Genomic DNA, 20,186 nt, shown 5'->3' on the forward strand with positions numbered 1-20,186 from the left:
GCTCACTCCTTCTCTGTTGTAGGGGGCGCGAGTACGGCGGCTGCGTCGTACATCGCACGAATCTCGTCGTCGTCGAAACCGAGCTCGGCGAGGATCTGCGGCGCCTGCTCGGACAGGCCCGGGGCCGCCCTGCTCGGCTCGAGCGGTGTGTCGCTCATCTGGAAGGTCTGCCCGAGCGCCCGGTAGCGCCCGATGACCGGGTGGTCGTAGTCGCGTACCAGCCCCTCGGCCAGCGCGTGCTCGTCGAACATCAGCTCCTCGAGGTGCCGCACCGGTGCCACCGGCACGGCGTTCGCCCGCAGCACGGCGATCCACTCGTCGGTGTCGCGCGCCATCATCGCGGTCGCGACCGACCTGCCGAAGCCGTCCGGGTCGGTGTCCGCCTGCGCCGGGTCGATACCCAGGGTGACGGCAAGCCGGTTGCGGGCCGCCGGGCTGCCCGCGCCGACGGCGACGAACCCGTCGCGGCTGCGGAAGGCGCGGTAGTGGGCCGTGTGGTGCGACGGGTCCGGTCGGCGCGCCGCGCGGAGGTCCTCGATCTCGTCGCGGCCGGCGCCCGCGGTGCGCAGCCGTGGCAGGTCGTCGCGGACGAAGTCCTCGCGCCAGCCGTCCTTCTCATGCACGTGGGCGATCGAGTTGTTCTGCAGCGCGAGTGCACCGCCGAGCAGGGACGCCGCCACCTGCTGCCCGCGTCCGGTCACGGTGCGCGCGTACAGCGCCGCGCAGACGGCGCCGAAGAGCAGCAGCGCCGAGGAGTAGTCCGAGGCCTGCACCTCGCTGTGCAGCGGGACGCCGTCCTGCTGGGCCCCGAGCGAGCTCAGCAGCCCGGACCGGGCCTGCACCACGACATCCATACCGGGCAGGTCGGCGTCCGGCCCGGTGTGCCCGTACGCCGACACGACGCCGTACACGGCCCGCGGGTTGAGGCGGTGTACCGATTCGTAGTCGAGACCGCGGCGACTGGTCGCGGAGGGGCTGAGGTTGACCAGGACGACGTCCGCCTGCTGCACGAGACGCTCGATGACCGGGCGCGCCTGCGGATGCGCCAGATCGAGGGCGATGCTCTCCTTGCCGCGGTTCTTGATCACGAACTGCCGGCTGAACTCGCGCGGCAGGCCGTCCTCGCGTGATCGGTACGCATCGCCGGCCGGCGGCTCCACCTTGATCACGCGGGCGCCCGCGTCGGCCATCAGCATGCTGCAGAACGGCACGACGACGAACTGCCCGAACTCGACGACGGTGATGCCCGACAGTGGCCCCGCCATCACACGGCCTCTGCGTCGCGCGCGGCGAGCAGCTCGCCGGGTGACCCGAGCGGGTCCCCGGACAGGGCGGGGCCGTGCGACTGCAGGTGGCAGGCGACCGTGCCCCCGGACGTCACCGGAGTCATCGGCGGCATCTCCGAACGGCAGACGTCTATCACGTAGGCGCACCGCGTCTGGAACGGGCAGCCCGTCGGGGGATTGGCCGGGTCGGGCAGGTCGCCGGTGAGCAGGATCCGCTCGCGGCGCTCGCGGTAGGGGCTGGCGTCGGGGATCGCCGAGAGCAGGGCCTGGGTGTAGGGGTGAGCCGGCGTGTTGTAGATCCGCTCCGCAGGTCCGATCTCGACGATGTGGCCCAGATACATGACCGCCACCTCATGGGAGATGTGCCGCACGACCGCGAGATCGTGCGCGATGAACAGGAAGGTGAGCCCGAACTGCTCGCGAAGGTCCTCGAGCAGGTTGATCACCTGGTTCTGGGTCGACACGTCCAGCGCCGAGACGGCCTCGTCACAGACGATGAACTTCGGATTCAGCGCCAGGGCTCGCGCGATGGCGATGCGCTGGCGCTGGCCGCCGGAGAACTCGTACGGGTAGCGGGTGGCATGGCTCGGGCGCAGGCCGACCAGGTCGAGCAGCTCGGCGGTGCGGTTGGCGGCCTGCCGCCCGCTGACGCCGTCGTGCACCACCATCGGTTCGGCGATCGACGCGCCGACGGTCGCTGACGGGTCGAGGGACGAGTACGGATCCTGGAAGATCATCTGCATGTCGCGGCGGGCGGCGCGCAGCGCCTTTCCCGACAGGCGGGCAATGTCCGCGCCGGCCACCCGAGCGGTGCCGCTCTCGATGGGCACCAGCCGCAGCAGAGCGCGACCGGTGGTGGACTTGCCGGAGCCCGATTCCCCGACGAGACCGAGGGTCTTCCCTTCGGGGATCTGGAACGACACGTCGTTCACCGCGCGCACGACGCGCGCGGGTTGCAGCAGCGACTTCTTGGTGAACGTCACGTTGAGGTCGCGGACGTCGATGAGCGCGGAGCCGTCCTGCTGGGGTGCTCCGGCGGCCTCGAGGGTTGCGCTGTGCTCGGTCATTTCGCCCCTTCCAGGTCGAGCTCGTCGGTGCGCACGCACCGTGCGGTGCGGCCCTCGCCGACGCTGCGCAGGTCGATCACGCCCGAGGTGCAGATCTCCTCGGCGTACGGGCACCGCGGGTGGAAGCGGCAGCCGTCCGGCATCGCCCACGGCTCGGGCGTGCGGCCGGGGATCGAGGCGAGACGCTGTCCGCGGGGGCCGAGCTGCGGCATCGCGGTCAGCAGGCCCTCGGCGTACGGGTGCTTCGGCTGGACGAAAAGGTCACGTCCCACGGCGGTCTCGACGACCTGCCCTGCATACATCACCACGACCTTGTCGCAGAGCTCCGCGACGACGCCGAGATCGTGGGTGATGAACACGATGCTCGTCCCGGTCTCGTCCCGCATCCGCCGGAGGAGCTCCAGGATCTGCGCCTGCACCGTCACGTCCAGTGCCGTGGTGGGCTCGTCGGCGATGAGCAGCTTGGGCTCGCAGACCAGCGCCATCGCGATCATCGCCCGCTGGCGCATGCCGCCGGAGAACTCGTGCGGGTAGTCGTTCACCCGGCGCGCCGCGTTGGGGATCCCCACCAGGTCGAGCATCTCGGCCGCCCGCCGGGTTGCGGCCGCCCGCTTGCCGCCACGGTGCACCCGCCACGCCTCACCGATCTGGTCGCCGATGGTGAACGCCGGGTTCAGGCTCGTCATCGGCTCCTGGAAGATCATCGAGATCTCGTTGCCCCGGATGTCGCGCATCCGCTGCTCGGAGATCGAGGTGAGGTCCTCGTCGCCGTACCAGATGTGGCCGCCGGAGATCCGGCCCGGCGGAGTGGGGATGAGGCCGAGGATGGAGAGGCTGGTGACCGTCTTGCCGGATCCCGACTCGCCGACCAGGCCGACGATCTCGCCGGGGGCCACGTCGAAGGAGACCCGGTCGACGACGTTCGCCCAGCCATGATCGGTGGCGAAGTCGATCTGGAGCTCGTCCATGCGCAGCAACGGCTTGCCGGCAGCTCGCGGGAGGTCGACGGTCTCTGCGGCGGGGTTCGTCATCTAGTCGCCCTTCCGGGTCTCGCGGCCGAAGCTGTCGCGCAGCCCGTCGCCGATCAGGTTGAAGGAGATGGTGGCGAGCGCGATCGCGACGCCGGGGTAGACGACGAGCAGCGGTGCCTTGCGGATGTCCTCGAAGCCGCGGCCCAGCATGTTGCCCCAGCTGGGAGTCGGCGGAATGACGCCGAGACCGAGCAGGCTGAGCGCCGCCTCCGCGAGCAGCGCCGCCGCGAGCAACAGCGAGATCTGCACCAGGAGGGGGGAGAGGATGTTGGGCAGGATCCTGGTGCGGATGATCCGGAAGGCGCTGGAGCCGATGCTGATCGACGCCTCGACGTAGGTCTCCGCGCGCACCGCGAGGGCGGAGCTGCGCACCACCCGGAACAGGCGCGGCGAGTACACCACGCCGAGGGCGACCATGGCCGTGCTGAGCCCCGGGCCGCGGGCGGCGATGATCGCCATCGCCAGCAGGACGGCGGGGAACGTCATCAGGATGTCGGCGATCCGGCTCATCGCCCAGTCGGTCCGGCCGCCGAAGTAGCCGGCGATCAGCCCGGTCGGGACGCCGACCACGATGGCGATCCCGACCGCGGTAGCGGCGGCCAGCAGCGAGATGCGCCCGGCGAACAGCAGCCGGCTGAAGGTGTCGCGACCGAGCGAGTCGGTGCCCAGCCAGTGGTCGGCGGTGGTGCCGGCGAGCCGGTTCGCCACGTCGATCTGCTCCGGCTTGTACGGCGCGACCAGCGGTGCGAACGCCGACGACAGCACGATGAGCAGCAGCACGACCAGGGCCGCGACGGCGAGCTTGTTGGCGAGGAACCGGCGCAGGAACCGCCGGGTGCCCGGCGCCCTGGGCAGCTCGACGGCAGCGATCGGGGTCGGATCGGCCGACGTCGCGACCATGGCGTCTGGGGTGTGCTCGGGTGTGCTCATGACTGCCGAATCCGTGGGTTGAAGTAGCCGTAGGAGATGTCGACCAGCAGGTTGATGAGCAGCACCATGATGGCGGTGAACAGCAGCACCCCTTGCACCATGGGGAAGTCGCGCTGGAAGACGGACTGGTAGGCCAGCTGGCCCAGACCGGGAAGGACGAACAGGTTCTCGATGACGACGGTGCCGCCGATGAGCCGGTTGGCTTCGAGGCCGAACACCGTCACGACGGGCACGGCGGCGTTCTTCAGGGCGTGCTTGGCGATCACCCGTGTGCGGGCGAGGCCCTTGGCGTTCGCGGTGCGGATGTAGTCCTCGTTCATGACCGTCGCCACGCTGGCGCGCGTCTGCCGCGCGATCACCGCCATAGGGGCGATCGAGAGCGACAGTGCGGGAAGCACGAGATGCAGGAACCATTGGACGGGGTCGTCGGTGAGGTTGACGTAGCCCACGGCGGGAAGGATCTGCGGGTCGATGGCGAACGCGAGGACGAGCATCATGCCGACCCAGAAGTACGGGATGGCGACGCCGATGCTCGCGGTCACCGTCGCCGCGCGGTCGATCCAGGTGCCGGGATGCAGACCCGCGACCAGGCCCAGGGCGACGCCCAGCAGGATCGCGATCAGCAGCGAGACGACGACCAGGGACAGGGTGACCGGCAGCCGGCTCATGATCGAGCTCATGACCGACTCGTGGGTGAACAGGGACTTCCCGAAATCACCCTGGAACGCCGAGCTCAGCCAATCCCAGTAGCGATGGAAGAACGGATCGTTCAGGCCGAGCTGCTCGCGAACCTGGTCGATCTTCTCCTGCGTCGGGTTCTGCCCGGCGAGCTGGGTCGCCGGGTCTCCGGTCAGCAGGATCAAGCAGAAGATCAGAAAGCTGACGACGATCAGCAGCGGGATGGTCGCCGCCAGACGGCGGGTGATGAGCTGGAGCACCGATACCTCCGAAAGGGTGGGGCCAGGACTGGCCTGGCCCCACCGGTCGGGCTACTTCTTCTTGGCCACGCCGCGGAACTGGCGCGTGGCGTCTGCGTAGATCTCGACGCCCATCGTCTTGTCGTTCATCACGAACGGCGTCGTGAGGTGGCAGAGCGTGACGAACGGCGCGGCCTCGTCGTGCGCGACCTGGAACAGCTTCGAGTACGACTTGCCGCGCTCCTCGTTGCTCTTGCCCGACAGCGCCTCCTTCGCCAGATCCGTGATCTTGTCGTTGCTCCAGCCGCCGGGATTGTTGAATCCGTCGGGACTCAGGTACGACTCGACCTGGATGCTCGGATCCTGCTCCGCCTTCTGCTCGAACAGCGACGCGTCGGAGGTCTTCGCCACGGAGAAGTCGTCGGCGAGCTTGCCGATGTCCACCGGGACGATGTTCATCTTGATGTTGACCGCCTGCAGGTTCGCCTGGATGACCTCGGCGATCTGCTGGTACAGCGCCAGGTTCACGACTTCGAGGGTGAACTCGAAGCCCTTGTCGAGGCCGGCCTTCTTCAGCAGGTCGGTCGCCTTCCCTGGGTCGTAGGCGTACTTGTCCGGGCCCAGGTCGGCGTTCGCGGCGAAGTAGAAGTCCGGGTACATCTGGATGCCGGGCTTGCAGAAGCCGTCGGTGACGGCCGAGATCGACTTGCGGTCGATCGCGTAGTTCAGCGCCTGCCGGACCTCCTTCTTGCCGAACTCGGCCTTCTTGGTGTTCAAGGCGATGTTGTAGCTCGACAGGCTCGGTGCCTCGCACACGACCTGCTTGGCCTGCTTCGCGGCGTCGTACATGCTGGCGCGCAGGAACGTGCTGTCGGACTGCCCGGTGATGACCGAGTTGAGCCGGGCGTTGTCGTCACCGGAGATGAGGTAGTTCATCTTCGCCACGTGCAGCGAGTCCGGATCCCAGTACTTGTCGACCGCGGTGTACTCCACCTTCGAGCCCGGCTGGTAGGCGGTGACCTTGAACGCTCCGGACCCGCCGGTCGGCGTCAGGGCCTGCTTGGGGTCGTTGAAGACGGCCGGGCTCATCATCATCCCCGCGGAACCCGCCAGGACCGGGATCAGGGCCGGCGCGCCGCTGTTCGTCGTGATGGTGACGGTGTCCTTGTCGACGACCTTGATGTCGGCGACGTCGCTCAACGCCTGCTCGTTCCAGCCTCCCGGCGTCTTGTTGCGCTCGAGGTTGGCCTTGACGGACGCCGCGTCGAACGGGGTGCCGTCGTGGTAGGTCCAGTTGTCGATCAGGTTCATGGTGACCGACTTGCCGTCGTCGCTGATCTTCCAGTCCTTGGCCAGCATCGGCTTCGGTTCACCCGCGGCGTCCACGTGCACCAGGCTGTCGTAGATGGGGTAGAGGTACATCTGGCTGTTGTTCGTGGTGATCTTGTTCGGGTCGAAGCTGGTGTTGCCGACGCTGTAGATCCAGGTGAACGTCGCCGTCGGGTCGATCTGCGCCTTGTCGACGGGTGGGCAGTCGCTGGTCTGCGCCTTGCGCTCGGACGCGCCCTGGGAGGACGAGGACGAGCTGCCGCCTCCGCAGGCGGTGGTCAACGCAAGACAAGCAACGGCGAGCGCTGCAGTGAGTCCCTTGTGCCGCATGGTTTCTCCTTGACTAGATCGATGGCTGTCAGTGGCTGTTTCGCCGGCGCTGCGACCACATCTGGATGGCGCGCTCGAACTGCAGCGCTGCATCCCAGCCGAGTGCCGAGTTGTCGGTCTCGCCCCGGAACGACCGGGTCGCTTCCCGGGAGAGCTCCGGGTCCTTGGCCGGTCGTGCGGCGAGCTCCATGGCCCGGTCCTCGACCCGGTCGTCGTCGAGCGCCTCCCACGCCAGGCCCAGCTCGACCGCGCGGGCGCCGTTGACCTCCTCCTGGAACAGCCCCATGGCCGCCGTCGCCTCGCGGCCGGCGGTCCGGTGCGAGATCGTGAAGTAGCCGCCACCGGGATGCAGCCCGATCTTCAGGAACCCCGAGATGAGGCGGGCGTCGGTGGCCACGATGCGGATGTCGGTCGCCAGCAGCAGGTTCATCCCCGCCCCCACCGCTGCGCCGCGGACAGCGGCGATGGTCGGGACCTTGAGGTCGCCGACCCGGCGGAAGCCGCCGTACACCGCGCCGCTCTCCTTGTAGACCTCGTCGTCGGCCTGGTCGCGTCCCGGCACCCAGCGCCGGCGGTCGGCGCCCGAGCAGAACGTGCCCGCGGCGCCCTTGACGACGGCAGCACCGATGCTCATGTCCGCGTCGATGTCCTCGCACGCGTCCTGCAGCTGCTGGCCCATCTCGGGCGTCAGCCCGTTCTTGACGTCCGGCGAGTTCACGGTGATGACGGCGATGCCGTCCTTCTTCTCCAGGTCGATCTGGCCCATGCGGCTTCCTTTCGGGGAGTGGGTTGCGCGAAACTAGTGGCTCTGCGGGTCGGCGTCCGGCTCGAGGCGGAGCAGCGCGTCGGCGGCAGTCGCGCCGTGGCCTTCCTCGTGCACGATCAACGGGTTGATCTCGAACTCGATCACCCGGTCGCGCGCCGCGTCGCCCAGTGCGCTGACCGCGCTCACGGCCCGAGCCGCCGCCTCGACGTCCGCCCGACGGCCACCCCGGAACGCGTCGAGCAACGGCCACGCCTGGAGCCGGCGCAGAAGCATCGACGCCTCGTGCTCGTCGACCGGCGCGGACGCCGACGCGATGTCGTGGAACACCTCGGTCGTGGTTCCGCCGAGCCCGACGCTCACGACGGCCGGGAACCCGTCGCCGGCAGCCGTCACGCCGACGATCAGCTCCACCCCGGGACGGGCCATCGGCTCGACGTCGATGCCCGCGAGGTCCTCGACCCGGTGCCCGCGCGCCGCGGCGACCAGCGCGTCGAATGCCGCCTCGGCACCGTCGGGCGAGACGTTCAGCAGCACACCGCCGATGTCGGACTTGTGCGGGACGCTGGCCGCGTTGATCTTCATCGCCACCGGGCCGCCCACACGGTCGGCGAGGTCGCGGGCCTGGGCGCCCGACGTCGCGAGGGACGGGGTGGCGCGTTCGATGCCGAGAGCACGGAAGACGCGCGCCAGGCGGTCGGGACGGTTCTGCAGCACCGCCGGATCGACTGACATCGACGGGGACCCGGGTGCACCGGAGACCGGCGCGGGCGCGACGTGCGCGACGGTCCGCGCCAGATCGCCGGCGGAGGCGAAGATCGGTAGACCGGCGTCCCGGAAGACGCCGCGGGCGTCGAGAGTCTGCTCCCGGCTGGCCAGCCAGACGACCCACAGCGGCTTGTCGATGCTGGCCCGCGCCACGTCGACGAGCGTCTCGGCCAGGCCCGCGGCGCGCGCCCCGGTGACCATCGTCAGCACGACGGCGAGAGCGTCGACGTTCGGGTCCTCCGCGGTCAGCCGGCAGACCTCGGCGAAGTCCGCATTGCCGCTGGGGCCGCTGAGCACCTGCGCGGTCACGTCGACCGGGTTCCCGACCGCGCCGAAGGCGGGGACCAGCGGGGTCAGCGCGCGCATGGTGTCGTCGGTCAGGGTGGCCACCTCGACGCCGTTGAGCTCGGCGTGGTCGGCCAGCAGGATTCCGGCTCCACCGGACGTCGTGACGATGCCCAGTCGGTTGCCGCGCATCTGCTGGTGACCGGAGAGCGCGGCACCGACGGCGAGCATCTCGTCGACGTCGTCGACCAGGATGACGCCGTACCTCTCGGCGGCGGCGACCAGCGGACGGTCGTCGCCCAGCATCGCTCCGGTGTGGGACGCCGCGGCCCGCTTGCCGGCGGCCGAGCGGCCGGAGCGCAGCAGCACGAGACGCTTCCCCGCCTGCCGGGCGTGCTCGGCGAGGGCGACGAACCGGGCGCCGTCGGTGATGGCCTCGGCGTACATCAGCACCACGCGGACCTCGTCGTCGTCGACGAGGGCGTCCGCCACCTCCACGAGGTCGACGTCGGCCTGGTTGCCGGTGGAGGCCCACGCGGTCAGGCCGAGCCCCATCTCGGCCGACAGGTCCAGGACCGAGCCACCGATCGCGCCGCTCTGTCCGACGTACGCCACACCGCTGGTGCCGCGCATCTCCCGATCCGCGGCTGCGGTGAAGGTGCCGAAGAAGCTGCTCGGCACGTGGATGAGTCCTTGGCAGTTCGGCCCGATGACCCGTACGCCGGTCTCGCGCGCGATGGCGGTGAGCTCGCTCTGCATTCGGGCGCCGGCGTCGCCGACCTCGGCGAACCCGGACGCGAAGATCACGACCACGCGCGCCCCGACCGCGGCAGCCTGCCGGACGACGTCCGCCGTGTGCTGCGCCGGCACCAGCGAGAGGACGACGTCCACAGCGCCCTCGATCGACGCCAGGTCGGGGTAGCAACGGAGACCGTCGATCCGGTCGTAGCGCGGGTTGACCGGGTAGATGCCGCCCGCGAAGCCGTGCTGACGCAGCAGGTGGAGCGGTCGGGTCGTGATCCCGGTGCCCTTTCCCGATGCCCCGACGATCGCCACCGAACGCGGAGCGAAAAGGGATTCATACAAGGAGATGGGCTGATCGTCCGAAGACTTCGGTCCCGACCGCTCTGCGCCGGCGGCTGCCGGCGAACCGGCGTCGAGGTCACGTACTGCTTGCGGCATGCCATCCCGTTTCGGTCGCGCCGGTTGTGATCTGCGTCAAAAATTGACACCGACGTCATACTCATCTGAAACTGATGTCGGTGTCAATACTGTTCGGCAAACAAAGGCGGCACTGGTCGTGCCTGCGTCTTCCTGCGCGATGCGTATCACCGCCCGGCGCCGCTCCCGCGCCAGTAATGTCGTGGCAGGTTCGGGGCACTGCGGAGCCGGGACGTGGAAGGTGATGCATGACCGAGGAATCTGCCGAGGTGGCCAGGGAAAAGCTCGAGGCGATGACGCCGAAGGCGCGGCGCACGAGAGAACGTCTCATCGTCGCGGCGCGGGTCGTGTTCGAGCGCGATGGCTTCCTCAATGCCCGGGTGGTCGACATCGCCGGCGAGGCGAAGGTGGCGCACGGGACCTTCTACACGTACTTCGACTCGAAGACCGACATCTTTCGCGCGGTGGTCACCGAGTTCTCGCCCGGGATCTACCGGCCGGATACCGCGGACCGGTCACTGACCAGGATCCAGCGCATCGAGCGGGGGAACGAGCAGTTCTACCGGGTCTACCTGCAGAACCTGCGGCTGATGGCGCTGATGGAGCAGGCCGCGACATTCGACGAGCAGCTGCACGCGATGCGCATCCAGCTGCGTCATCGTGCCGAGCGTCAGATCCTCGGGCTGGTCAAGCGGCAGCAGCAGAACGGCACGCTCGGCAGCCACCTCGATCCGGACATGGTGGCCAGTGCGCTCGTCGCCATGACGACGCATTCCTTCTATACCTGGCATGTGACCGAGAGCCGCGACTACGACTTCGACCGGGCCAACAAGACACTCACCTATCTCTGGGCGAATGCGCTCGGCCTGCGCGCAGAGCCCGCGGACGAGGAGTTCTACCAGTCCCTGGGCGGCGCAGCCGTCGCGCTGCCTGCGAAGGCCGCCTCCCGCAAGGCGTCCGCGCGGAAGACGGCCGCGAAGGTGGCAACGAGCGACAAGTCGCCGGTCAAGAAGTCGGCTGCGGCACCTCGGCGGTGATCGCCCGGAGGCGACGGAGCTGCTCGATCCGCTCCTGCCGGCTCTCGCCGGCCAGGGTGGTGTTCAGCATCGTGACGCCGGCTGCGGCGAAGGCCTCGACCCGCTCCCGCACGTGCTCGGCGCTGCCGATGAGCGAGGTGGCGGCGACGAACTCGTCCGGGACCAGCCGCGCCGCGCGCTCGACGTCCTTGGCGAGGTAGGCCTCGGTGACCGCATCGGCCTCGGCCTGCAGTCCGTACCGGCACATCAGGTCGTAGTAGAAGTTGTCGCGCGGCGGTCCCATGACCGAGACGTAGTGCGCCGCGTTCTGACGCATCGCGAGCTCATGGCTGTCGTCGTCCGGGTCGATCGCGACGTACACCGGCGCGGTGATCTGCAGCGGCGCGAGGTCGGCCGAGCGGCGCGCGGAGCCCTCGGCCAGCTGCTCGCCCCACACCGACTGCGCGCGCTCGGGCCAGAACATCACCGTCAGCCAGCCGTCGGCGTGCGCGGCGAGGCTGCGCACGGAGCGCGGCCCCAGGCCGGCGACGAAGATCGGGATGTCCGCGCGCGGCGGGCGCGCCATCATCTTCAGCGGACGCCGGTCGCCGGCGGGGACGCCGAGGAAGTCGTTCGCGACGCGCTCCCGAGCCCACGCCGCGCGGCATACCTGGATGGTCTCGGCGACCGTGCGGACCGGCGCGGCGTACGCCCGGCCGTGCCACCCCTCGACGACCGCCGGCCCGGACGTGCCGATCCCGAGCGCGAAGCGGCCACCGCTGAGCGCATCGAGCCCGGCGGCGGTCTGCGCGATGAGCGGCGCCGAGCGAGTATGCACCGGGATGATGCCGCTGCCGATCTGGATGCGCGACGTCGCGTACGCCAGCGCGCCGAGGCTGCTGATCGCGTCGTACCCGTACGACTCGCCGAGCCAGACGGCGTCGATCCCGGCCTCTTCGTAGGCCACGACGTCGTCGATGACGGCGGGGAAGTCGGTGCTGGACCCGTAGGTCACTGCGATCCTCATAGGCATCCTTCCGCTGAGCGTGCGTCGTCGGGGCGCGACGCCCAGGAAGCGCCCGCTGGCGGGGCTAGCGCAGGGCGCGCTGGATCTTGCCGATCTCGCCGCGAATCTTCTCCAGGCGTCCGGACTCGATCCACAGCTCGGCGAACTCGCTGTTCTCGCCGAGGATCCGGGTCAGCATGGTGCGGGCGCCGGGAAGCAGCGCCCCCACGACGTCCGTCGGGATCTTCGAGACGGCATCGAGGACGTCGGGCGAGGAGATCTCCAGCCGCTCCAGCTTCGCCGCGAGCAGCGCCGCCGCGGCGTACGCCTCAGTGCCGTCGACCTCGTCGAGGTCGTCCTTCGGGTCGGGGACGCTGAGGATTTCGGACAGCAGCTCGGCTACCGCATCTGGGTCTGAGTCGTTGATCTCGCCGATTAGGTCAAGGGCGTCGTCGTTCTCGAACGGGCCCGTGCCCCATGCACCCATTATCCCCTCCCGGAGTGTCGCGCTCGCATCATCCTTGCAGGCTCGCCCCGCTTTCGCCACCGGGCCCGCACAAACCCGGTGACCGGCGGAGGCGGGGTTGCCGTCAGGCATACTTGGATGTCGCCGGCGACCTGACCGCCCGGCGCGGGCCTCTAGCTCAATTGGCAGAGCTGCGGACTTTTAATCCGTAGGTTGTGGGTTCGAGTCCCACGGGGCCCACCCCGCGCACAAGGCTCGAACCCTTGCCCGACGAATCGTTGGCAGGGGTTCGGGCCTTGTTGCTGTCCTGGGCCCAGTTGAGGGCGTTGCCGCTGACCTCGGGGTCGAGCAGCATCTCATAGGGGCGCTGATACTCGACGCGGAGTTCGTCGTCTTCCTCGACGTAGATCTTGGTGAAGAACGCCTGGTTGCACAGGCGGCGGTTGGTGTCGTCGCAGCGTGCGTAGATGTCGGCGCAGTTAGCGAGCAGGTTGAGGGCGTCTTCGAGGTGGGCTCTGGCGTCGGCGTACTCGCCGTGGTGGGCGTCGATGCGGCGGTTGACTTGGTGGAGCTCGCCGAGGATGCGGTCTTGCTCGCGTTTGAGCAGGTCCAGTGGGATCGCGTCGGCGTAGTGGGCGTGCAGGAGACGTTCTTGTTCGTGCTGGAGCCGGTCACGGTTGGTGGTGAGCTGGTTCAGCTCGTCGGTCTCGTCGGCCATGAGCCGGTCGAACTCGTGGTGCAACATCCCGCCGAGTGCTTCGCGGTGAGCGGGCGTGATCTGCACTCGCTCGTAGTAGCGCTCGATCATGTGCTCGACGTCTTCGATGAGGATCGCGCCACGGGTGCAGTTGGTGCGTTTGGAGTGCCGGCCGGAGCAGACGAAGTAGGGGTAGACGTTGCCGTGGCGGTTCTTCGCGTTCGAGACCATCAGCCGGGAGCCGCAGGCGCCGCAGAACACGGTGCCTTTGAGGTAGTGGTCGTGGAGCTGGGTGGCTTCGGCGGCGCTCTTGTGGGAGGTGAGCACGGACTGCACCTGGTACCAGACCTCGGGCGGCACGAGGGGTTCGTGGCTGCCCTGGTAGCGGGTGCCGCGGTAGATCACATCGCCCTTGTAATAGGGGTTGATCAGCATCCGGTGCACCGAGGACACCGCGAGCGGCTTGCCGGGCCGTTTCGGGGTGGGCACGCTGGTCAGCCCGCGGGAGGTGAGCTCGTCGTGGAGCTGGCTGACGGTCCAGTTCCCTGAGGCGTAGGCCTTGAATGCCCACTGGATCATGGGGGCGCGTTCGGGGTCGAGTTCGACGGTGCGTGCTTCGCGGCCGAGTTCGTCGGTGGTGCGGACGTTGAGGTAGCCGATCGGGGCCTTGCCGATCGTGCCGCCGCCGGCGGCCTTCTGGGTCATGCCTTTGGTGACCTCGGTGGCGAGATTGCGGGAGTAGAACTCCGCGATGGAGGACATGATGCCGTGCAGCAGCATCCCCGAGGGGGTCTGGTCGATGTTCTCGGTGGCGGAGACGAGCATGACCCCGGCCTGTTGGAGGGCGAGGTGGATCGCGACGTCATCGCTGCGGTTGCGGGCGAGCCGGTCGACTTTGTGCACGATGCAGTAGGCGACCTTGTTGGCCTTGACGTATTGGATCATCCGCATCAGCTCGGGCCGGTCGGCGGACTTCGCAGACGCTCCGGCGTCGACGAACTCCTCAACGACGACCGCACCGAGCTGTTCGGCCTTGCGGTTGTTCGCCTCGCGTTGGGCAGGGATGGAGAATCCCTCGTCGGCTCCTCCGCGTTCGGCCTGCTCGCGGGTGGAGACGCGCAGGTAGGACACGGCTAGGGCGCCGCTGGCGGGTGGGTCAACGAGACTGCGCACCGGGTCGATGCGCAGGGATGTGGCGTTCATGGGTCCTTCTCTCACGATGGATCGGACCTCGCGCCCAGACGGATGACCGTCTGATGGGTGCTGATCGTGAGAGGAACCCCGCTGTGGGGTCCGTAGGACTAGGCCGACAGGTCGACCACGTATCGCTTGCCCGCCCCGATCCCGGGGTGGGGTTTAGGACCACAACACGCCACGCTCGACGCGAGGCTTGTCGGCTTCATTCTACCGTTGCGCCCTCGACCGGGCGAGGAACGTCGTCGCCTGCGGGCGTGGCCACGGTTGCCGGGCGGTAGGTGTCCGGGGGTTCGGCGGCGCGACGGTCGATGCGGGACTGTCCGCTCTCCTGCAAGGTCAGGCGGATCAGCACTTCGCAGAGCTTGTGCAGGTCGGGGGCATCGCGATGCACCGGCCGGACCGAGAACTTGCGGTCCTCGTAGCGGCGCCGGTTCGTCCTTTTCACATACGTGCCCATCAGCCCAACACCTCCCCGGTGTCGGGATCTACGTCGGCGCCGGCGTAGAAGGCGTCCTCGGCGGCGCGGCGCTCGGCGACCTGTGCAGCGACGTAGTCCACGAAGTCGCGGTCGCGGTCGGCGACGAACACGTCCTCGACCGGCTCGGGCGGTTCCTCGCCGGGCCAGGCGGTCTGCCGAGTGGGCCGGTCGCGGTCCAGGCGGGTGCCGGAGGCAGCGACCCATTCGCGCAGCCGGGCGCGGGCGTCGGCGAAGTCGCGGTGCCACCCGAACGGGGCGGACCCGTCTTGTTCGGGGTGGTAGGCGCACAGCCAGTGCAGATGGAGAGCTGACAGTTCCCAAACGAGTTCGTCGTGGCGGTGCCAGAACGGCGGGATCACGCTGGCGGGCAGCCCGTAGGTGCGGCGCAGCCTCTCCACCCACCGGTTCAGGGCGTACCACTCCTTTTCGAGCACGTCGGCGCGCAGCAGGTACCAGTTCACCGGTCCAGGCGGGCCGGCATCCTCCTCACCCTCGTCCTCGGTGTCGTAGTCGTCGTCCAGGTCGATGTCGTCGGGAAAGTCCTCCGGCTCAGACTCGCTGGGACCGGGAACCATAGGGGTCTGATCAGTCATGATGCTGGCTCCCGTCTCACATGCCCATGGCCGGCGCGGAACGGGCCTGCTGACGTTCGGGCGGCTCGAAGGCAGGCGCTTGACGCTCGACGGCCTGACGTTCTGCGGCGTTACGGCGCGGGGTGCGGTCGACCTCGTAGCGGGTGCGTGCCGCGTCGTGGCCGATCCGCTTGGCGATGAACTCTTCTTCCCCGGCGACCATCTCCCCGTCGCGCTCGTACTCGGGAGTGCGGGTGTAGCCCTCGGCGATGAACTTGTCGCCCTTGGCAAACCGCTCGTGCGCGTGCTGCGCCGACCGGCCGAACATCACCATGTTGTGGTAGGTCGTCTCCAGCTGGGTGTACGACCCATCGGCCTCGCGACGGTAGTGCTCCTGCCCGAACCGGGCGTAAAACCGAGCATCACCCTTGGAGGTGTGGCTCAGCTGCGGGTCGGAGGCGATGAACCCCGATGCCGAGGTCTGAGTGTGCATGGACATGGCTGGCTCCTGCGCTCGGGCAGCCCCTCGTCACGGGGCCGCTGTGCCAGGCAGGTGCACGCCCGCCGTCCTGCGCATTACGCCGAGTGGTTGGGGCGGCGCAGCAGTTCCTCGATCTCGCCGCGGTTCGTTTTCAGCTGGGCGGCGTCGGGCCGGGCTGGCCACGGGGTCAGGTCGGTGACGATGGGTGGTGCGGCGCGCAGCAGGGTGACGGCGGTGCCAAAGGGCAGGGTCCGTAGTCGGTCGGGCGGGAAGATCGACACCCGCCGCACGGAGCGTTGGTTCTGCCGGGTGCCGTGATCGCCGAGGGTCACGCTGTCGGTGTACTCGTCGCGCTCGCCGATCAGCGAGGAGAGGTCTTGGAGGTCTTTGCTGTTGGAGGCGCCGCCGAGGATGATCTTCACGATCGAGGCGTCCCAGATCGCGTTCGCCTGGTTCTCGTTCCACTTGTCGCGGGCTTGGGCGAGGGATTGCAAGACGGGCACGCAGGTGATGCCGGTGCCGCCGCCTTCGGCCATCAGCACCGGCAGGGACGGCAGCGGTGCGAGGTTGGCTATCTCGTCCAACGCGAGCAGCACGGGCGGGTCGAGCCGGGCTCCCGGTGAGCGGGCCGCGATCCGGCGGGCGGTCTCCACGAGGTCTTCGACCAGGGCGGCGACCAGTGCGGCGGATGCGCCGGCACCGGCGCCGGTGGCGAGGAGGAAGAGGGTGCCTTTGTCGCGGATGAACCGTTCGGGGTCGAAGTCCTTGCCGGGGCCGGGGCTGACGGCATCGAGCACCCGCGGGTCGGCTAGTGCGCCCAGGGCGAGGGACACGCCCTGCCAGATCGAGTCCCGTGTGCGGGGGTCGGCGTCGATCATGGATTCCAGCGAGTCCGCCCATCCGGTCGCCGCGTCGGGGTGGTTGGTGAGGATCGCGACCGCTTCGGCCGCCGCCGAGGGGTCGAGAGTCCACCGGAACAGCTCTTCCGGGCTTCGGTGGTCGAGGGCGGCGGCGTGCAGCAGGGCTTGGAGGGCGGTGCGGGTCTTCCCTTCCCAGAACCCGCCGGACTCCACCCCGCCCGCTGACAAACCGGTGGCGGAGGCGAGGCCGGTGGCGCGGATCATCGCCGTGAGCGGGTCGGCGCAGCCGCGGATGGGTGACCAGCGCATCCCTGCCGGCACGCCCTCGGCCAAGTGCTGAGGATCGAACACGGCCACCGGGCCGATCCGTTTGCGGGCGCGCAGGGTCGCGGTGAGGTTGTCGGGTCGGGTGCTGGTGGTGATCACCGCGCCGGGCGCGTCGAGGATCGCCGGGATCACCACGTGCAGGCCTTTGCCGGAGCGGGGCGGCCCGATCAGCAGGATCGAGTCTTCGACTGATGCCCATACCTCTTTGCCTTTGCTGGTGCCGAGCCGGTACCCCACGTCCGCCGGTGTCGGGCTGTCCAGGGAGGGGCGCAGGTTCGCGGCGCGTTTGAGCAGCGCCCGCGCTGACGCGGTGGTGGTGATCTCATGCGAGGTGGCGATCCCGGCGGTGGTGTGCGGGTCGGTCTCGACCTTGCGGGCGTGACGGCGCAGCCGCACCCACACCCAGCCGCCCGCGGCGGCGAGAGCGGCGAGCAGAACGACGGCGACCGTCCAGTAGGCGAACGGATGCAGCCCGTCCGCGTCGAGCGCGGCGGCGGGGTCGCCGGGCCGGAACAGCACACCGACCCCCGCCGCCGGCCCTGCCGCCGGCTGGTCGGTGCCGGTGAGGAACGCGGCAATGCTGCCGGCGGCGCGCAGGATGAGCGCGAGGCCGAACAGGGCGACCAGTCCGATCATGGCTGCGTTGGTCAGCTCGTCGCCGAAGCTGCCGGTCTGCCGTCCCTGCGACGCCATGTTCATCGCAGGGTCTCCACGACGATGGTGCCGGAGATGCGCCCGACCAACACCACCCCACCCGAGATGGTGGTCTGGGCCGGGTCGAGGAGGGCGCGGGCGGTGCCGTCGCCGGTGGCGTCGGTGTGGGAGACGATCACCGCGACCGCCACGTCCTCGCCGGGCACGAACCCGTCCCCGGTGACCTCGACCAGCACCGGCCGGCCCGGCTTGCGTTTCTCCTTCTTCTGCGGCGTCGGTTCGGCTACGGGCTTGCGGGGCGCGGCCGGGATGAGGTCGGTGAAGCTGGTGCCGTCGGCCTCATGCACCTCGAACCGCACCGGCACCGCCCGCTCATCACTGGCCTGGTCGATGATCTGCGGGAACATCTTCCGCGACCACACCCCGGTGTTCTCAGGTCGCGGGTGCGGGGTGCCGTCGATCGTGACGGTCATCGACCCGTCCGGCTGGACGTCCAGGACGACGGTTCGCAACGACACCGGTGCGGACTCGGACGGAGTGGGGCTGGTGGGGTTCTTTCTCATGCCCGCCAGGTGCGCCCCGCCCGTCTCGCGCTGGACACGCATGTTCACGCGCGAATCGTCAGGGCTTCCGATAGACCTTCAGGAATACTGACGAACCGTCAGCCACAGTGACGAATAGTCAGAAATCCGGGGAACTTGCGGAGATTTCAGCTCATGCGGGCGGTCGTGTCGAACAGGTCGTACTCGTCGGGATGGAGCTGGTGCTGCACGACGAAGGAGCGGTCCTTGATCCGCCACAGTCCTTGCCCGGTGCCGAGGGTCGGCAGGAGGGAGCGTTCGGTGCCGGTCAGGCCGAGGGTCTTCGCGGTGGTGCCGAGCTGGTCGGATTCTTGCCGGTAGATGATCCGCGACTCGGCGTTCGCCAACAAAGAGTTGGCCAGCGACCGCATCGCCGATCCCTGGTCGCCGACGTTCTCCAAGTCGGTGAGCTTGTGGAAGATGAGCATGTTGCTGATCCCGTAGGCGCGGGCCAGCCGCCAGTGCGCGTCCATGCGCTTCAGCAGCGCGGGCTCGCTCATCAGCCGCCAGGCCTCGTCATAGATCACCCACCGCTGACCGCCGTTCGGGTCCAGCAGCGCCGATTCCATCCACGCGCTGGAGCAGGTCATCAGCACCGAGATGAGCGTGGCATTCTCCGTCACCCGCGACAGGTCCAGCGACACCATCGGCAACGTCGGATCGAACTGCTCGGTGCTGGGGCCGTCGAACAGGCCGGACAGGTCGCCGGCGACCAGACGCCGCAGCGCGTGCCCGACCATCCGGCCGTCCTCCGCCAGCCGCCCGTCGGGGTCGTCCGACGGGGTGAGGAGGTGGTCGACGATCATCGGCAGGATCGGCACCTCGTTCTCACGAACCGTCGCGGTCAGGGCGGTGTCGATCGCGGTGTGCTCCAGCGGGGTCATCGGCCGGGTCAGCACTGTCTCGGTCAGCGCGCCGATCAGGTCACGACGGCGGGAGGCGACCGTCGTCGCCCACTGCGCATCACTGAGCCCGGTCGGCCGGTAGCCCTCATCGAGCGGGTTGAGGCGGGTGGGCAGGCCGTGGCCGAGCTGGATCGCCCGGCCCCCGACCGCGCGGGCGATGGCGGTGTGCTCGCCTTTCGGGTCGCCCGGCACGTACACCCGCCGCCCGAACGGCAGCGACCGGGTGTAGAGGCTCTTGGCCAGCGAGGACTTCCCCGACCCCACGATCCCGGCGAGCACCACGTTCGGGGCGGTGATGATCCCAGCCTGGTAGAGCACCCACGGGTCATACACGAAGCTGGCGCCGGAGTAGAGGTTCTGGCCGACGAAGACGCCTTCGCTGCCCAGTCCTCCCTCGGCCAGGAACGGATACTGCGCCGCCAGCGTCGCGGAGGTGTCCTGGTGGCGAGGCAGCCGGAACCGGCCCGGGGTCCGCAACGCCACCGGCCCCGCCTCTCCGGCAGCCGGCAGATACTGCGTGGCCTTGCGTTCGGCGCGCTCGGCGTCGGCCTTGGCTTTCGCGGCGGCCATCTTCTGCCGGCGCTGCTCGGCCTGCAACTGTGCGGCGGCCTGGCGGCGCTGTTTGCGCAGACGCCTCCGTTCCTCGGCAGGGGCGACCAGAACGGCGGTGTGCAGGCGCTCCTTCTCGCTCACAGCCCCCACCCCCGCGTGGCGCCACCGGCGGCAGGCGCCCCGGCGGGATCGATGCGGGTCATCTCATCGGCGGCGCGAGCCGCTCCGGCCAGCCGGCCTCTGGCTTCGTCCAGGGTGGTGCCAGCCTGATGGAGCTCATCGCCAGCCTGCAGCGCGGCGGCCCGTAACGCGGTCGGGTGACTGGGGATGGTGTGAGCGGCGGCGAGCCGGTCGAGCACCAGCCGCATCGCCGCGGTCGCATCGCGCAGGTCCGCGATGATCGCATGCGCCCCCGCTTCGGTGAGCTGGCCGGCGCTCGCGAGGGCGCGGAGATTCCGGGCCGCTTCGGTGGCGTAGGCGGCGGGATAGGAGAACGTGGGCACCAGGGACCTCCCGAGATGCAGGGC

At 69.3% G+C, this 20,186-nt stretch carries 18 protein-coding genes, 1 tRNA gene and 1 pseudogene; 2 read left to right on the top strand and 18 right to left on the bottom strand.

Annotation, left to right across the window (positions count from 1 at the left end):
• Positions 1 to 2: 2 nt before the first annotated feature.
• From F8A92_RS01115 to F8A92_RS01150, 8 genes are read right to left on the bottom strand one after another with little or no spacing between them, the layout of a single operon-like run.
• Positions 3 to 1,265 carry a CaiB/BaiF CoA transferase family protein gene (locus F8A92_RS01115; RefSeq protein ID WP_153502754.1) on the bottom strand — a complete coding sequence of 421 codons (1,263 nt, stop codon included), beginning with the start codon at positions 1,263 to 1,265 and terminating at the stop codon, positions 3 to 5.
• A complete protein-coding gene (locus tag F8A92_RS01120; protein ID WP_153502755.1) occupies positions 1,265 to 2,353 on the bottom strand; it encodes an ABC transporter ATP-binding protein in 1,089 nt (362 codons plus the stop codon). The genes F8A92_RS01115 and F8A92_RS01120 overlap by 1 nt, the downstream gene beginning before the upstream one ends.
• Positions 2,350 to 3,384, bottom strand: a complete 1,035-nt coding sequence (locus F8A92_RS01125) for an ABC transporter ATP-binding protein (protein ID WP_153502756.1) — start codon at positions 3,382 to 3,384, stop codon at positions 2,350 to 2,352. The genes F8A92_RS01120 and F8A92_RS01125 overlap by 4 nt, the downstream gene beginning before the upstream one ends.
• Positions 3,385 to 4,314, bottom strand: coding sequence for an ABC transporter permease (locus F8A92_RS01130; RefSeq protein WP_228389092.1), 930 nt, complete (start codon positions 4,312 to 4,314; stop codon positions 3,385 to 3,387).
• Positions 4,311 to 5,252 (bottom strand): ABC transporter permease, encoded by a 942-nt coding sequence (locus F8A92_RS01135; RefSeq protein WP_153502757.1) that lies wholly within the window; start codon positions 5,250 to 5,252, stop codon positions 4,311 to 4,313. The genes F8A92_RS01130 and F8A92_RS01135 overlap by 4 nt, the downstream gene beginning before the upstream one ends.
• 51 nt (positions 5,253 to 5,303) lie before the next feature.
• Positions 5,304 to 6,890 carry an ABC transporter substrate-binding protein gene (locus F8A92_RS01140; protein ID WP_194291311.1) on the bottom strand — a complete coding sequence of 529 codons (1,587 nt, stop codon included), beginning with the start codon at positions 6,888 to 6,890 and terminating at the stop codon, positions 5,304 to 5,306.
• A gap of 28 nt (positions 6,891 to 6,918) precedes the next feature.
• On the bottom strand, positions 6,919 to 7,656 hold the full coding sequence (locus F8A92_RS01145) for an enoyl-CoA hydratase-related protein (RefSeq protein ID WP_153502759.1): 738 nt from the start codon (positions 7,654 to 7,656) through the stop codon (positions 6,919 to 6,921).
• Positions 7,657 to 7,689: 33 nt separating this feature from the next.
• Entirely contained in the window at positions 7,690 to 9,762 is a 2,073-nt protein-coding gene (locus F8A92_RS01150) for an acetate--CoA ligase family protein (RefSeq protein ID WP_228389093.1), read from the bottom strand.
• 353 nt (positions 9,763 to 10,115) lie between these two features.
• Here F8A92_RS01150 and F8A92_RS01155 point away from each other — a divergent pair, with 353 nt between their 5' ends.
• A complete protein-coding gene (locus tag F8A92_RS01155; protein ID WP_153502761.1) occupies positions 10,116 to 10,904 on the top strand; it encodes a TetR/AcrR family transcriptional regulator in 789 nt (262 codons plus the stop codon).
• Here F8A92_RS01155 and F8A92_RS01160 read toward each other — a convergent pair.
• Positions 10,873 to 11,910 carry an LLM class flavin-dependent oxidoreductase gene (locus tag F8A92_RS01160; protein WP_153502762.1) on the bottom strand — a complete coding sequence of 346 codons (1,038 nt, stop codon included), beginning with the start codon at positions 11,908 to 11,910 and terminating at the stop codon, positions 10,873 to 10,875. The genes F8A92_RS01155 and F8A92_RS01160 overlap by 32 nt on opposite strands.
• 64 nt (positions 11,911 to 11,974) lie before the next feature.
• Positions 11,975 to 12,376 (bottom strand): DUF4259 domain-containing protein, encoded by a 402-nt coding sequence (locus tag F8A92_RS01165; RefSeq protein WP_194291312.1) that lies wholly within the window; start codon positions 12,374 to 12,376, stop codon positions 11,975 to 11,977.
• Positions 12,377 to 12,522: 146 nt separating this feature from the next.
• Between F8A92_RS01165 and F8A92_RS01170 the strand changes: the two genes are divergently transcribed.
• Positions 12,523 to 12,595 (top strand) — tRNA-Lys (locus F8A92_RS01170).
• Positions 12,596 to 13,208: 613 nt separating this feature from the next.
• On the opposite strand, the pseudogene F8A92_RS19310 reads toward F8A92_RS01170, so the two are convergent.
• From F8A92_RS19310 to F8A92_RS01210, 8 genes and pseudogenes are all read right to left on the bottom strand, one after another.
• Positions 13,209 to 14,255: pseudogene (locus tag F8A92_RS19310) on the bottom strand (recombinase family protein); the annotation flags it as partial.
• Between the two features lie 196 nt (positions 14,256 to 14,451).
• Positions 14,452 to 14,706 (bottom strand): hypothetical protein, encoded by a 255-nt coding sequence (locus tag F8A92_RS01180; protein ID WP_228389097.1) that lies wholly within the window; start codon positions 14,704 to 14,706, stop codon positions 14,452 to 14,454.
• Positions 14,706 to 15,320 (bottom strand): hypothetical protein, encoded by a 615-nt coding sequence (locus F8A92_RS01185; protein ID WP_081794102.1) that lies wholly within the window; start codon positions 15,318 to 15,320, stop codon positions 14,706 to 14,708. The genes F8A92_RS01180 and F8A92_RS01185 overlap by 1 nt, the downstream gene beginning before the upstream one ends.
• A 16-nt stretch (positions 15,321 to 15,336) precedes the next feature.
• Positions 15,337 to 15,798 (bottom strand): single-stranded DNA-binding protein, encoded by a 462-nt coding sequence (locus F8A92_RS01190; protein WP_034721960.1) that lies wholly within the window; start codon positions 15,796 to 15,798, stop codon positions 15,337 to 15,339.
• Positions 15,799 to 15,875: 77 nt separating this feature from the next.
• On the bottom strand, positions 15,876 to 17,666 hold the full coding sequence (locus F8A92_RS01195; RefSeq protein ID WP_228389098.1) for a TraM recognition domain-containing protein: 1,791 nt from the start codon (positions 17,664 to 17,666) through the stop codon (positions 15,876 to 15,878).
• Positions 17,663 to 18,232 (bottom strand): hypothetical protein, encoded by a 570-nt coding sequence (locus F8A92_RS01200; protein ID WP_228389099.1) that lies wholly within the window; start codon positions 18,230 to 18,232, stop codon positions 17,663 to 17,665. The genes F8A92_RS01195 and F8A92_RS01200 overlap by 4 nt, the downstream gene beginning before the upstream one ends.
• A 98-nt stretch (positions 18,233 to 18,330) precedes the next feature.
• Positions 18,331 to 19,800 (bottom strand): ATP-binding protein, encoded by a 1,470-nt coding sequence (locus F8A92_RS01205; protein WP_153502764.1) that lies wholly within the window; start codon positions 19,798 to 19,800, stop codon positions 18,331 to 18,333.
• Positions 19,797 to 20,162: a hypothetical protein gene (locus F8A92_RS01210; protein WP_051518857.1), complete on the bottom strand. Its 366-nt coding sequence runs from the start codon at positions 20,160 to 20,162 to the stop codon at positions 19,797 to 19,799. The genes F8A92_RS01205 and F8A92_RS01210 overlap by 4 nt, the downstream gene beginning before the upstream one ends.
• Between the last annotated feature and the right edge of the window lie 24 nt (positions 20,163 to 20,186).

The sequence above is a fragment of the Cumulibacter manganitolerans genome, from assembly GCF_009602465.1.
In the GTDB taxonomy this organism is placed as follows: Bacteria; Actinomycetota; Actinomycetes; order Mycobacteriales; family Antricoccaceae; genus Cumulibacter; species Cumulibacter manganitolerans.